This window comes from Magnetospirillum sp. ME-1 (genome assembly GCF_002105535.1).
Lineage (GTDB): Bacteria > Pseudomonadota > Alphaproteobacteria > Rhodospirillales > Magnetospirillaceae > Phaeospirillum.
Genome location: NZ_CP015848.1, coordinates 632,086 through 644,430, shown reverse-complemented (window position 1 = coordinate 644,430; position 12,345 = coordinate 632,086). Strand labels below are relative to the sequence as shown.

Below are 12,345 nucleotides of genomic sequence, written 5' to 3'. Positions count from 1 at the left end.
TACCACAGGGGCATACTTTCCGCCAGTTTTCCTGAAATCACCCGCGGGCCCGCGCCACCTTCGATCCGGTGGGCCGGTCCAGCGCCGAACAGATGAAGCGCCCCGCCTCCATCAGCCGGTCCAGATCGATACCGGTATGGATGCCCATGCCGTTCAGCATGTAGACCAGATCCTCGCTGGCCACGTTGCCGGCCGCGCCCCTGGCATAGGGACAGCCGCCCAGCCCGGCCACCGACGAATCCATCACCGCCACGCCGCGCTCCATCACCGCCAGCAGATTGGCCAGGGCCTGGCCGTAGGTGTCGTGGAAATGGGCGGCCAGCATCTCGACCGGCAGGCGATTGGCCACGGCGTCGATCATGGTCTGGGCCTTGGCCGGCGTGCCGACGCCCACCGTGTCGCCCAGCGAGATCTCGTAGCAGCCCATGGCGGCCAGCCTTGACGCCACCTCGGCCACCGCCGCCGGCGCGATGGCGCCTTCGTAGGGACAGCCCAGCACGCAGGAGACATAGCCCCGCACCCGCAGGCCCTCGGCCTTGGCCCGGGCGGCCAGGGGGGCGAAGCGCTCCAGGCTTTCGGCGATGGAGCAGTTGATGTTCTTTTGCGAGAAGGTTTCCGAGGCGGCGGCGAATACCGCCACCTCCTCGACCCGGGCGGCCAGCGCCGCCTCCAGACCCTGCAGGTTGGGGGTCAGCACCGGATAGGAGATTCCGGGCCGGCGCTTGATGGCGGCCATCACCTCGGCGGTGGCGGCCATCTGCGGCACCCATTTGGGGCTGACGAAGCTGCCCGATTCGATGGCGGCCAGCCCGGTCTCGGTCAGGCGATCGATCAGCTCGACCTTGACCGCCACGGGAACCGGCCGGGCCTCGTTCTGCAATCCGTCGCGGGGGCCGACCTCGACGATCTTGACGCGGGCGGGGTGACGCATGGGGCTTGTCCTCGGCGCTTGCCCCCACCCCCGACCCCTCCCCACGGAGGGGAGGGGGGAAGGAGGGCGATTCTGGTATGCTCCCTCCCCCTTGTGGGGAGGGCTGGGGTGGGGGTCAGGTCACCTCGAAGGCCAGCAGTTCGGTGCCCTCGGCCACCGCGTCGCCCACCTTGAAGTGGATGGCGGCGACCACACCCTCGGCGGGGGCCTTGATGGCGTGCTCCATCTTCATGGCTTCCACCACGATCAGCGGCTGGCCGGCGGCGACCGCGTCGCCGGGCTTGACCAGCACCTGCACCACGGTGCCCGGCATGGGGGCGGCCAGACGGCCGTCGCCGCCTTCGCGCTCGGCCGCCGTGGCCGACGGGTCGTCCAGCTTGATCTTCCACACCTGGCCGTCGTGCAGCACGGTGAGGTCCAGCCCCGCCCGCACCACGGATGCCGTGCGGCGCTCGCCGCCGATCTCCGCCGAGAGAGTGGTGCCGGACAGGGTGGCGCGCCGCGCCGACAGGGTCTGGTCGGGCAGGTCCAGCGACCAGCCGTCGGCGACGAAATGCACGGTGACCCGGCGCTCGTCGCCCGCATCCACGAAGCGGAAGTCGTGGTGGTTGTCGTCGTTGAGCCGCCAGCCGTTGGTCTGGTGCCAGGGCGAATGGGGGTCGCCCGAGCGCGCCGCCGCCTTGGTGCTGTCACCTTCCCGCCACAGCAGCAGAGCCAGCGACGCGAAGGTCAGGCCCAGGGCCGGGACCGGGGCGGGGGGCGGCAGCAGATCGGCGCGATGGCGCTCGATGAAGCCGGTGTCGATCTCCAACGCCGCGAAAGCCGGATGGGCGGCGATGGCGCCCAGGAAGGAGACGTTGGTGGTGACGCCGGCCACCTGATAATCGGCCAGCGCCCGGCGCAAACGCCGCAGCGCCGCGTCGCGGTCCTCGTCCCAGACGATCAGCTTGGCGATCATGGGATCGTAGAAGGGGGTGACCTGATCGTCCTGGCGCACGCCGGTATCGACGCGCACGTGGCGGTTTTCGGTCGGGGGGGCCAGATGGACCAGCCTGCCGATGGCCGGCAGGAAGTCCTTCGCCGGGTCCTCGGCATACAGGCGGGCCTCGAAGGCGTGCCCCTTGCGGGAAAGCTGTTCCTGGGCCAGGGGCAGCTTGGCCCCCGACGCCACCAGCAATTGCCACTCCACCAGATCCAGGCCGGTGATCATCTCGGTGACCGGATGTTCCACCTGCAGCCTTGTGTTCATTTCGATGAAGAAGAAGCGGCCGTCCTGGTAGAGGAACTCCACCGTGCCGGCACCGACATAGTCCACCGCCTGCGCTGCGGCGACGGCGGCCTCGCCCATGGCGCGGCGCACCTCGTCGGCCAGCGCCGGGGCGGGGGCCTCCTCGATCACCTTCTGGTGGCGGCGCTGGATGGAGCAGTCGCGTTCGAACAGGTAGACGCCGTTGCCGTGGGTATCGCAGAACACCTGGATCTCCACGTGGCGCGGACGGCCCAGATAGGTCTCGAGCAGCAGGGAATCGTCGCCGAACGCCGCCTTGGCCTCGCGCTTGGCCGAGGCCACCGCTTCGGCCAGGCCGCTTGGGTCGGCAACCACCCGCATGCCCTTGCCGCCGCCCCCGGCGCTGGCCTTGACCAGCACGGGATAGCCGATGATGGTCGCCTCAGCCGTCAGTTCCTCCAGGCTCTGGCCCTTGCCGTGATAGCCGGGCACCAGCGGCACGCCGGCCGCTTCCATCAGGCGCTTGGATTCGGCCTTGGAGCCCATGGCGTGGATGGCGCCCACCGGCGGGCCGATGAACACCACGCCCGCCTTGGCGCATGCCTCCGCGAAGCCGGCATTCTCGGACAGGAAACCGTAGCCGGGATGGATGGCCTGGGCCCCCGTCCGCTTGGCGGCCTCGAGGATCACGTCGCCCTTCAGGTAGCTCTCGGACGCCGGAGCGGGGCCGATCAGCACGGCCTCGTCGGCCATGGCCACGTGCATGGCGCCCGCATCGGCCTCGGAATAGACGGCCACGGTGCGGATGCCGAGACGCTTGGCGGTGCGCATGACCCGGCAGGCGATTTCGCCGCGATTGGCGATGAGGATCTTGTCGAACATGCCTCTTTATCCCTCAATCCAAGCGGGTTTGCGCTTTTCCAGGAAGGCGCGGATGCCTTCCTTGCCCTCGTCCGAAGCCCGGCGCAGGGCGATCTGTTCGGCGGTCCATGCCCGCAAGCCGTCGTCCAACGGCTGGTCGGCGGCGCGGCGGATCAGACCCTTGGCGGCGCTCATGGCGTCCGGCCCGTTGCCCTTGACGCGGGAAAGCCACTTGTCCCGCACCTCGGCCAGACGCTCGGCGGGCACCACTTCGTGCACCAGTCCGGTGGCCTTGGCTTCGGCCGCGTCGAACAGTTCGGCGGTGACGGCATAGCGCCGGGCGGCGCGGCCACCCATGGCGCGCACCACGTAAGGGCTGATCACCGCCGGGATGATGCCCAGCTTGACCTCGGACAGGCAGAAGGTGGCGCCTTCCGCCGCCACGGCCAGATCGCAACAGGCCACCAGCCCGACGCCGCCGCCATAGGCCGGGCCCTGGACCACGCCGATGACGGGGCGCGGGCAGGCATCGATGGCTTCGAGCATGTCCGACAGCGCTTGGGCGTCGGCCAGGTTTTCCGCGTGGGAATAGCCGGCCATGCGCTTCATCCACTCGAGATCGGCGCCGGCCGAGAAGCTTTTTCCCGTGGAGTCCAGCACCACGGCGCGGATGCCGGGCGCCTGGCCCGCGTCGCGGAAGGCGGCGGCCAGTTCCTTGATCAGGGAATCGTCGAAGGCGTTGTGCCGCTCGGCCCGATTAAGGGTGATGGTCCGCACGCCGTCGGAGGTGGTGACGAGAAGGGCGCTCATGGGCCTTACATCCGGAACACGCCGAACCTGGTCGGCTCGATGGGGGCGTTGAAGGAGGCCGAGAGGCTCAGCGCCAGCACCATGCGGGTCTCGGCCGGATCGACCAGACCGTCGTCCCACAGCCGGGCGCCGGCGTAGTAGGGGTGGCCCTGGGTCTCGTACTGGTCGCGGATGGGGGCCTTGAAGGCTTCCTCCTCGTCGGCGGGCCAGCTTTGGCCCTTGGCCTCCATGGCGTCCTTCTTGATCTGGGCCATGACGTTGGCGGCCTGCTCGCCGCCCATCACCGAGACGCGCCCCGTCGGCCACATATAGAGCATACGCGGCTGGTAGGCCCGTCCGCACATGCCGTAATTGCCGGCCCCGAAGCTGCCGCCCATGATCACGGTGAAGCGCGGCACCTTGGCGCAGGCCACGGCGGTGACCATTTTGGCGCCGTCCTTGGCGATGCCGCCGGCCTCGTACTTCTTGCCGATCATGAAGCCGGTGATGTTCTGGAGGAAAATCAGCGGAATGCCGCGCTGGCTGCACAGCTCGACGAAATGGGCGCCCTTCTGGGCGGATTCCGAGAACAGGATGCCGTTATTGGCGACGATGCCCACGGGATAGCCCCAGATATGGGCGAAGCCGCAGACCAGGGTGGTGCCGTAGGTCTGCTTGAACTCGTCCAGCCTGGAACCGTCGACGATGCGGGCGATGACTTCGCGCACGTCATAGGGCTTGCGGCGGTCCTTGGGGATGATGCCGTAGATTTCCTTGGGGTCGTACAGGGGCTCTTCCGGCGTGGCCATCTTGAGGCTGACCGGCTTGGTGCGGTTCAGGTTGCCGACGATGCGCCGCGCGATGGCCAGCGCGTGGCCGTCGTCCATGGCGTAATGGTCGGTGACGCCCGAGGTGCGGCAATGGACGTCGGCGCCGCCCAGTTCCTCGGCCGAGACCACCTCGCCGGTGGCGGCCTTCACCAAAGGTGGGCCGCCGAGGAAGATGGTGCCCTGGTTCCTGACGATGACGCTTTCGTCGCTCATGGCCGGGATATAGGCGCCGCCGGCGGTGCACGAGCCGTGCACCACGGAAATCTGCGGAATGCCCAGTGCCGACATCTGGGCCTGGTTGTAGAAGATGCGGCCGAAATGGTCGCGGTCGGGGAACACCTCGTCCTGGTTGGGCAGGTTGGCGCCGCCCGATTCCACCAGATAGACGCAGGGCAGGTTGTTCTCCTTGGCGATGTCCTGGGCGCGCAGGTGCTTCTTCACCGTCAGCGGATAGTAGGACCCGCCCTTCACCGTGCCGTCATTGGCGACGATCATGCATTCCTGGCCATTGATGGAACCGATGCCGGTGATGATGCCGGCCCCCATCACGTCCTTGGAATACATGTCCCAGGCGGCCAGCTGCGAGAATTCCAGAAAGGGCGAGCCCACGTCGAGCAGGCGGCGGATGCGCTCCCTCGGCAGCAGCTTGCCGCGCGCGATGTGGCGTTCGCGCATGGCGGGGCCGCCGCCCATCTTCACCTGGGCGACCACCTTCTTCAGGTCGTCCACCAGGGCTTGCGTCGCCTCGGCATTGGCCTTGAACTCGTCCGAGCGGGGATTGATCGAGGATTTGATCACGGTCATGGCTGGCACATTCCAATCTGGCCGTCACCCCCGGGCTTGTGCCCTAAGGGTCCGTGGATGGCCGGGTCAAGCCCGGCCATGACGAAACAAGGAGGGACTACTTCGTCTCTTCGAACAGCTCGCGGCCGATCAGCATGCGGCGGATTTCCGACGTGCCGGCGCCGATCTCGTAGAGCTTGGCGTCGCGCAGCAGCCGGCCGGTGGCGTATTCGTTGATATAGCCGTTGCCGCCCAGGGTCTGGATGGCTTCCAGCGCCATCCAGGTGGCCTTCTCGGCGCCGTAGAGGATCACGCCGGCGGCGTCCTTCCTGGTGGTCTCGCCCCGGTCGCAGGCCTTGGCCACCGCATAGGTGTAGGCGCGGCAGGCGTTGAAGGTGGTGTACATGTCGGCCAGCTTGCCCTGCATCAGCTGGAAGGTGCCGATGGGCTGGCCGAACTGGGTGCGCTCGTGGACATAGGGCACGACGACGTCCATGCAGGCGGCCATGATGCCCAGCGGCCCGCCGGTCAGCACCACGCGCTCGTAATCCAGGCCGCTCATCAGCACGTTGACGCCGCGGCCCACGTCGCCCAGCACGTTCTCTTCCGGCACCTCGCAGTCCTGGAACACCAGTTCGCCGGTGTTGGAGCCGCGCATGCCCAGCTTGTCCAGCTTCTGCGCCACCGAGAAGCCCTTGAACGTCTTTTCCACCAAAAAGGCGGTGATGCCGCGCGGGCCGGCGGTGATGTCGGTCTTGGCGTAGACCACGATCACGTCGGCGTCGGGGCCGTTGGTGATCCACATCTTCGAGCCGTTGAGGATGTAGCGGTCGCCCTTCTTCTCGGCCTTGAGCTTCATGCTGACCACGTCCGAGCCGGCATTGGGCTCGCTCATGGCCAGCGCGCCGATATACTCGCCCGAGATCAGCTTGGGCAGGTACTTCATCTTCTGGGCTTCCGACCCGTTGCGCTTGATCTGGTTGACGCAGAGGTTGGAGTGCGCGCCGTAAGAGAGGCCCACCGAGGCCGAGGCCCGGCTGATCTCCTCCATGGCCACCACGTGCTCGAGATAGCCCATTCCGGCGCCGCCGTACTTCTCCTCCACCGTGATGCCCAACAGGCCCATGGCGCCCAGGCGCGGCCACAGTTCGTTGGGGAATTCGTTGGACCGGTCGATCTCGGCGGCGCGGGGCGCGATCTCGGCTTGCGCGAAGGCCGCGACCGAGTCGCGCATCATGTCGGCGGTTTCGCCCAGATCGAAATTCAGCGCGGAATTGAAGCCGGTCATCGCTCACTCCCTGACAGAAGGCCGGTGAAATTGCGTTAAACGAGCATACGTTTTTTTAATTGGGTCGCAAGGGGTTTTCACAGGCCTCGGGCCCATCGGCGGAACTCTTCCAGGGACACGATGCGCACATCCTTATCCGTCGGCATGCCATAGCGCCGTTCAGCCACGGCGCGCCGCAGCCAGTCCATCCCTTCGCTCCGCCAGCCCTCGCCCTCCACCAGGATGAAGACGGTTTTCTCGCGCATGGCCTCGATGGCGGTGAGGTAGATATGGGGCAGTTTGGTATCGTTGGACCCATCGGTGTCCTGGCGTTTGACGATAAGGGCTATTTCCAGCCCGCGTCGAGGCGACAGGATGCGGAAGGCCTGGCGTCCCTCGCCGCCATAAAGATTGGTGTAGGGCACCCGTGTCAGCAGGACATCGCCACCGGGCCGGCCCCGTTCGCTCCACGCCGAGTGGCTCATCACCTTGAATCCGGTTCCGGCCATGATGGCGGCAACCTTGGCGCTCAATTCCTGACCCGATTCGTTGGGCAGCCGCCCCGGGTGGCGGGATTCTGCGGCGGCGAGGGGGAGTGGCGAAAGCAGGCAGGCAAGCAGCAGCAAACCCATCACGCGGTGCAAGGCCATGGCGCACTCCTCGATGATTTCCGGCGGCATTGTTGCGCGGAAAGGCGCTTGCGCGAAGCGCCAATCGGATGGTAAACAAAACAGGAACAAATTTCCAGCGCCATGAGGTTGTGATGGCCGAGCCGGTGGTGAAATGGGTGGGGGGAAAGCGGCGGCTGCTGCCGGAACTGGCGCGGCGCCTGCCCGCCGACATGCGCGGCTATCACGAGCCGTTCCTGGGCGGCGGAGCCCTGTTCTTTTCCCTGCGTCCGGCTCAATCCCTGCTCACCGATTTCAATGGCGAGCTGATCAATCTCTATCGGGTGATCAAGATCTGTCCGCGCCAGCTGATGACGGCGCTGGAGGGCTTTGAGTTCACGGAGGCGGAGTACTACCGCATGCGCGATCTGGATCGCTCGCCCGGCTTCGCCGCCTTGTCGGATCTGGAGCGTGCGGCTCGCTTTCTTTATCTCAGCAAAACCAGCTTCAACGGGCTGTGGCGGGTGAACCGCCTGGGTCATCACAACGGCGGTTGGGGCAAGCGCGGTCGGGTGGCGCTGTATCGGCCCGACAACCTCATGGAAGTGCACGAGGCGCTGCGGACCGCCCGGCTGGCCCAGGCCCATTACAGCCATGTCCTGGTGATGGCGAGGCCGGGCGACTTCGTCTATTTCGATCCGCCCTACGATACCGAGCGGGGGGAGGGGAGCGTCGGCTATACCACAACCGGGTTTTCGCGCATGGACCAGCAGGAGCTCTGGCAGGTCTGCATCAAGCTCCACCGCATGGGTGCGCGCTGGATGCAGTCCAATGCCGACACGCCCTTCATCCGGCGCCTCTATCGGGCCTTTCGGATCGAAGGCATCCATGCGCCCCGCTCACTCGCGGGCGACCCCAAGGGGCGTGCCGCCGCCCGCGAGGTCATCGTCCGGAACTACTGAGGGCGGAAGCGTCATTCCATCCCGTGTTCGGCCAGGATGGCCCTGGCGTCGGCCAGATCGTCCCCCAGCTCGCGGATGGTGGCCAGCAGGGACTGGATCAGGGTGTTCAGCCCCGGCGGCGCCTGGTCCATCATGGTGCGGATGGCGTCCTTGGTCAGCACCAGGCAGGTGGCGTCGTCGTCGGCGATGGCGGCGGCCATGCGCGGGCCGTCGTCGATCAGGGCCAGTTCGCCGAACACCTGGAACGGCCAGACGCGGCCGATGGTGACCTTGCGGCCGGCCACGGTCTTGAAGATGCGCACGGTGCCTTGCTGCAGCATGTAGGCCTCGTGGCCCGAATCGCCTTCCTTGAAGATCACCGTGCCCCTGGGAAAGACGCGCTGCAGTCCCGGCGTGCCGCCCGTGCCGCTCATGGCCAATACCCCCTCACCCCGACTTGAAAGGAGCGTCAGCATAGCGCGGGTGTCCGCCTTCTCCAATCCGGTAAGGTCCCGGTCAGACTGTCATGATACCTGCGGTTGCCAGCGGGGCCGGGGTCGCGGTACGCTTCGACAAAACAAGGACGGTAACCGTCTTCTCCGGGAGGATCGCTCAATGGGAAAACCCCATCGGATTGCGCTGGCCCTGCAGGGCGGCGGCGTGCACGGTGCCTTTACCTGGGGCGTGCTCGACGCGCTGCTGGACGAGGCCGCTTCCGGCACCATCGAGTTCGTCGGCATCAGCGGCGCCTCGTCAGGCGCCCTGACCGCCACGGCCATGGCCTATGGCTACCATGAAGGCGCCGCCCAGCCCGGCCCGGCCAGCGCGCGGTCCAAGCGCATGGCGGAAGCCGCGCGCACCAAGATCCGCGAATTGTGGGAGACCGTGGCCCGCGCCGCCTTCTGGGGCGGCAACCCCTTCGTGGCCGCCATCGGGTTGGCCCAGGGCTGGAACATCGACGACACCCCCGCCGCCCGCTGGGCCGATGTGGCCGGCGCCAACACTCCGGCCGCCGAATCCGGGCTCGCCACCTATCTCACCGCCGTGCTGCGGGACGTGCTGCCCGAGATTCCCGCCATCTTCGCCCTGCCGCAGGAGGGAACGCCCACCCTGGTCGTCGCCGCCACCGATATCGGCGAATGCCGCCGCCAGCTGTTCATCGACGGCGCGGTGTCGCCCGACGCGGTACGGGCGTCCACCAACCTGCCCACCTCGCTGCACACGGTCAGCATCGGCGATCATCACTACTGGGATGGCGGCTACATGGGCAATCCGCCGCTGACCCCGCTGGTGGAGCGGCTGCGCGAGGCCGATGCCGAGGACCTGGTCCTGGTGACGCTCAACCCGCTGCACCGCGACGGCCCGCCGCCCAAGGGGGCGCGCCAGGTGCTGGACCGCCTGAACGAGGTGGCCTTCAACGCCTCGCTGGTGCACGAGGTCAACGCCATCGAGACCATCAACCGGCTGGTGGATGCGGGCATGATCAAGGACCCGCCCCCCGGCCAGCATCCCTACCGCCGGGTCAACCTGCACCGCATCCACGCCGACGAGGAGATGGTCAAGCTGGGCGTCTATTCCAAGGATGCGCCGGCCTGGGACTTCCTGGTCTATCTCCGCGACCTGGGGCGCAAGGCCTTCGCCGACCACTGGTCGACCATCAGGCCGGCGCTGGGCAAGCGTTCATCGTGGGACACCAATTCGGTGTGCGACCAGATCCTGGCGAGAAAGGCCATTACCGACCGGGAGAAGTAGGCGGTAACGTTCTGTCATCCTGAACGAAGCGAAGGACCTTTCAGGCAAGGACGGCGGGCGTTTCGGGTGAAAGATCCTTCAGCCGCGTCGCGGCTTCAGGATGACAGGCTGAAGCGCTCTTGACCGATTGCATGCAACCGGTCACCCTGCACGCCATGGACGAGGACAAGAGGGTACTTTCAGCCGCTGAACGGTTCGACTGGCTGCGGCTGATCCGTAGCGAGAATGTGGGGCCGCGCACCTTCTTGCGTCTGCTGGAGCGGTTCGGCTCGGCCGGGGCGGCGCTGGCGGCGCTGCCCGATCTGGCCCGCAAGGGCGGAGCCCGGCGTCCCTTGAAGATCTGTCCCAAGGGCGATGCCGAACGCGAGATGGAGGCGGCCGAGCGCCTGGGCGTTCGCCTGCTGGGCTTGGCCGAGCCCGGCTATCCCTCGTGGCTGGCGGCGCTGGACGACGCGCCGCCGCTGCTGTGCGTGCTGGGCAATCCTTCGGTTCTGGCCAAGCCCATGGTGGCCATGGTCGGCGCCCGCAACGCCTCGCTCAACGGCCGCAACTTCGCCCGGCGCTTAGGTGCCGACCTGGGCCGCGCCGGTTACGTGGTGGCCAGCGGCATGGCACGCGGCATCGACACGGCGGCCCACCAGGGGGCGCTGGCCACCGGTACCGTGGCGGTGCTGGCCGGCGGCGTCGACGTCATCTATCCCCCCGAGAATACCGAGTTGTGGCGCGAGATAGCGGGGGCCGGCGCGGTGGTCTCCGAGATGGCGGTGGGAACCCAGCCCCAGGCCAGCCACTTTCCCCGCCGCAACCGCATCATCTCGGGCCTGTCGCTGGGCGTGGTGGTGGTCGAGGCCAATGCCCGCTCGGGCTCGCTGATCACGGCGCGCTTCGCCGCCGACCAGGGGCGCGAGGTGTTCGCCGTGCCGGGCTCCCCCATGGACCCGCGCGCCGCCGGCCCCAACGATCTGATCCGCCATGGCGCAGTCCTCACTGAAAGCGTCGCCGACGTCACCGATGTGCTGGGTGATCTGCTGCGCCGCCCCCTGGCCGAGGGCAAACGCGCCGATTTCCGCGCTTCGGGGCCGGTCGAACCCGACGCTTCCGAGATGGATCGGGCCCGTGCGTCGGTGGCCGAGGCCCTGGGGCCGGCACCGGTGACGGTTGACGACATGTACCGATGCTTACTGGAAATGCCGAAAAAGCCGAGGAAATCTACCACTTTCAGCAGCCTCAGAATAGCCGCATAAGTCGGAAATAAGCAACCAGCAAGCTGGCCGCCACAGATGAGCGGAGCATGAAAAAGCCCCCAATATCAGGTGGGGGCTTTTTGCTGGAGCGTCATCCGTCAATTGCTGCGTCACGGCAGTTGGTTCGTGCTGCTAACTTTTTTAGAGTCAACCCAGCGAATTAAATCGGATCGCTTGTATAAAATCCGACCGTTCGCGAACGGCTTACTGAAAGGAGGTCCACCACCAAGACGGCGATAGCGTTCCAGTGTATATGGGTGGTTCCGAAGAAGAATAGCGGCTTCCTTTGGAGTGAGGTATTCATCGTCTCTGTCCATTCTTTTCCCCTATACAGTGTGCCAGTTTTGTATACGCCTGAACTATGAATAGTTCAATCGCGTGCCAACACATTTACAGTCAACTCAAAGCGGCAAACAATATGGACCCCATGAAATTCAGTTTCTTTTTTGGTTGTCGTGGCCTGAATGCAACAGTCCAATCTCCCCATCTTTGAACTCAGGCACCATCCCCTCCACCTCACGACACGCCTGCCTGACCAATTCCAGGTCTCGGGGATCACTCAGCCAGACGATGACGGCTACGTAGCCGATATGGTGCAGGACCGTTTGCCAGTGAATCTCAGTCAGATCGCCGCCGCCGTTATCGGTAAGCAACACCTCCCCATGCCGCCCCATCAGGGCCGCGTCCAGGTAGTCTCGCCCTTCGTCATCGACCGCCAGCATGATCGATGATGGGTATCGGGAAGAAAGTTCCGCCAACCGACGTTGGATCGCGGCAACCAAAGTTTTCTCAGCTTCAGACCTCATCATCGGGAAACTCGGCAGCAGCAAAGCAGTTATCGCAGATGATCTTGTTCGTGAGTGTTATGAGATAATGGATGCCTCCGCATCCAGGGCACGTCCTGGCGTAATGGTCCGGGTTCATATCTATAATTTCCGGGAACAGGATTACGTTATTTGACTTCTCATGCATGATGCACCTCGCTTTCATGTTTATTTATCCTGCGAGTGCAGTCCTGTGTCCCAGCCATCGGAAATGGTGCAGGAACCACAGATTCCGGTGCCTGCACCATCAGTCCGTTCGTCCTCAATGAGCGGAGGTCAATGTGGTT

12 protein-coding genes are annotated in these 12,345 nt (G+C 66.0%); 3 read left to right on the top strand and 9 right to left on the bottom strand.

What is annotated here, in order from left to right; translation table 11 throughout:
• Nucleotides 1-37: 37 nt before the first annotated feature.
• From WV31_RS02900 to WV31_RS02875, 6 genes are all read right to left on the bottom strand, one after another.
• Nucleotides 38-931, bottom strand: a complete 894-nt coding sequence (locus WV31_RS02900; protein WP_085372179.1) for a hydroxymethylglutaryl-CoA lyase — start codon at nt 929-931, stop codon at nt 38-40.
• Between the two features lie 115 nt (nt 932-1,046).
• On the bottom strand, nt 1,047-3,041 hold the full coding sequence (locus WV31_RS02895) for an acetyl-CoA carboxylase biotin carboxylase subunit (protein WP_085372178.1): 1,995 nt from the start codon (nt 3,039-3,041) through the stop codon (nt 1,047-1,049).
• 6 nt (nt 3,042-3,047) lie between these two features.
• Nucleotides 3,048-3,830 (bottom strand): enoyl-CoA hydratase/isomerase family protein, encoded by a 783-nt coding sequence (locus tag WV31_RS02890; protein ID WP_085372177.1) that lies wholly within the window; start codon nt 3,828-3,830, stop codon nt 3,048-3,050.
• Nucleotides 3,831-3,835: 5 nt separating this feature from the next.
• Complete coding sequence (locus WV31_RS02885; protein ID WP_085372176.1) at nt 3,836-5,443, bottom strand: carboxyl transferase domain-containing protein; 1,608 nt, start codon at nt 5,441-5,443, stop codon at nt 3,836-3,838.
• Between the two features lie 97 nt (nt 5,444-5,540).
• The gene (locus tag WV31_RS02880) at nt 5,541-6,710 is read right to left on the bottom strand and encodes an isovaleryl-CoA dehydrogenase (protein WP_085372175.1); all 1,170 of its coding nucleotides are present in this window, start codon (nt 6,708-6,710) and stop codon (nt 5,541-5,543) included.
• A 77-nt stretch (nt 6,711-6,787) separates the two neighbouring features.
• Entirely contained in the window at nt 6,788-7,339 is a 552-nt protein-coding gene (locus tag WV31_RS02875) for a PD-(D/E)XK nuclease superfamily protein (RefSeq protein WP_145980717.1), read from the bottom strand.
• Between the two features lie 113 nt (nt 7,340-7,452).
• On the opposite strand from WV31_RS02875, the gene WV31_RS02870 reads away from it, so the two are divergent.
• Nucleotides 7,453-8,259, top strand: a complete 807-nt coding sequence (locus WV31_RS02870; RefSeq protein ID WP_168185835.1) for a DNA adenine methylase — start codon at nt 7,453-7,455, stop codon at nt 8,257-8,259.
• Nucleotides 8,260-8,270: 11 nt separating this feature from the next.
• Here WV31_RS02870 and WV31_RS02865 read toward each other — a convergent pair whose 3' ends face one another.
• Nucleotides 8,271-8,672 carry a Crp/Fnr family transcriptional regulator gene (locus WV31_RS02865; RefSeq protein WP_085372172.1) on the bottom strand — a complete coding sequence of 134 codons (402 nt, stop codon included), beginning with the start codon at nt 8,670-8,672 and terminating at the stop codon, nt 8,271-8,273.
• Nucleotides 8,673-8,853: 181 nt separating this feature from the next.
• Here WV31_RS02865 and WV31_RS02860 point away from each other — a divergent pair, with 181 nt between their 5' ends.
• Nucleotides 8,854-9,990, top strand: coding sequence for a patatin-like phospholipase family protein (locus tag WV31_RS02860; RefSeq protein WP_085372171.1), 1,137 nt, complete (start codon nt 8,854-8,856; stop codon nt 9,988-9,990).
• Nucleotides 9,991-10,145: 155 nt separating this feature from the next.
• A complete protein-coding gene (gene dprA / locus WV31_RS02855; RefSeq protein ID WP_085375438.1) occupies nt 10,146-11,234 on the top strand; it encodes a DNA-processing protein DprA in 1,089 nt (362 codons plus the stop codon).
• Between the two features lie 110 nt (nt 11,235-11,344).
• Here dprA and WV31_RS22795 read toward each other — a convergent pair whose 3' ends face one another.
• Both WV31_RS22795 and WV31_RS02845 read right to left on the bottom strand, forming a co-directional pair.
• Nucleotides 11,345-11,551: a helix-turn-helix domain-containing protein gene (locus WV31_RS22795; protein ID WP_081608973.1), complete on the bottom strand. Its 207-nt coding sequence runs from the start codon at nt 11,549-11,551 to the stop codon at nt 11,345-11,347.
• Between the two features lie 117 nt (nt 11,552-11,668).
• Nucleotides 11,669-12,043, bottom strand: coding sequence for a hypothetical protein (locus WV31_RS02845; RefSeq protein ID WP_237051469.1), 375 nt, complete (start codon nt 12,041-12,043; stop codon nt 11,669-11,671).
• Nucleotides 12,044-12,345 lie beyond the last annotated feature (302 nt).

Coding starts and splice junctions, on each gene's coding strand:
- WV31_RS02885 (WP_085372176.1), bottom strand. CDS start 5,443: ATGACCGTGATCAAATCCTCGATCAATCCCCGCTCGGACGAGTTCAAG.
- WV31_RS02870 (WP_168185835.1), top strand. CDS start 7,453: ATGGCCGAGCCGGTGGTGAAATGGGTGGGGGGAAAGCGGCGGCTGCTG.
- WV31_RS02865 (WP_085372172.1), bottom strand. CDS start 8,672: ATGAGCGGCACGGGCGGCACGCCGGGACTGCAGCGCGTCTTTCCCAGG.
- WV31_RS02880 (WP_085372175.1), bottom strand. CDS start 6,710: ATGACCGGCTTCAATTCCGCGCTGAATTTCGATCTGGGCGAAACCGCC.
- dprA (WP_085375438.1), top strand. CDS start 10,146: ATGGACGAGGACAAGAGGGTACTTTCAGCCGCTGAACGGTTCGACTGG.
- WV31_RS02900 (WP_085372179.1), bottom strand. CDS start 931: ATGCGTCACCCCGCCCGCGTCAAGATCGTCGAGGTCGGCCCCCGCGAC.
- WV31_RS02890 (WP_085372177.1), bottom strand. CDS start 3,830: ATGAGCGCCCTTCTCGTCACCACCTCCGACGGCGTGCGGACCATCACC.
- WV31_RS22795 (WP_081608973.1), bottom strand. CDS start 11,551: ATGGACAGAGACGATGAATACCTCACTCCAAAGGAAGCCGCTATTCTT.
- WV31_RS02875 (WP_145980717.1), bottom strand. CDS start 7,339: ATGGCCTTGCACCGCGTGATGGGTTTGCTGCTGCTTGCCTGCCTGCTT.
- WV31_RS02845 (WP_237051469.1), bottom strand. CDS start 12,043: ATGATGAGGTCTGAAGCTGAGAAAACTTTGGTTGCCGCGATCCAACGT.
- WV31_RS02895 (WP_085372178.1), bottom strand. CDS start 3,041: ATGTTCGACAAGATCCTCATCGCCAATCGCGGCGAAATCGCCTGCCGG.
- WV31_RS02860 (WP_085372171.1), top strand. CDS start 8,854: ATGGGAAAACCCCATCGGATTGCGCTGGCCCTGCAGGGCGGCGGCGTG.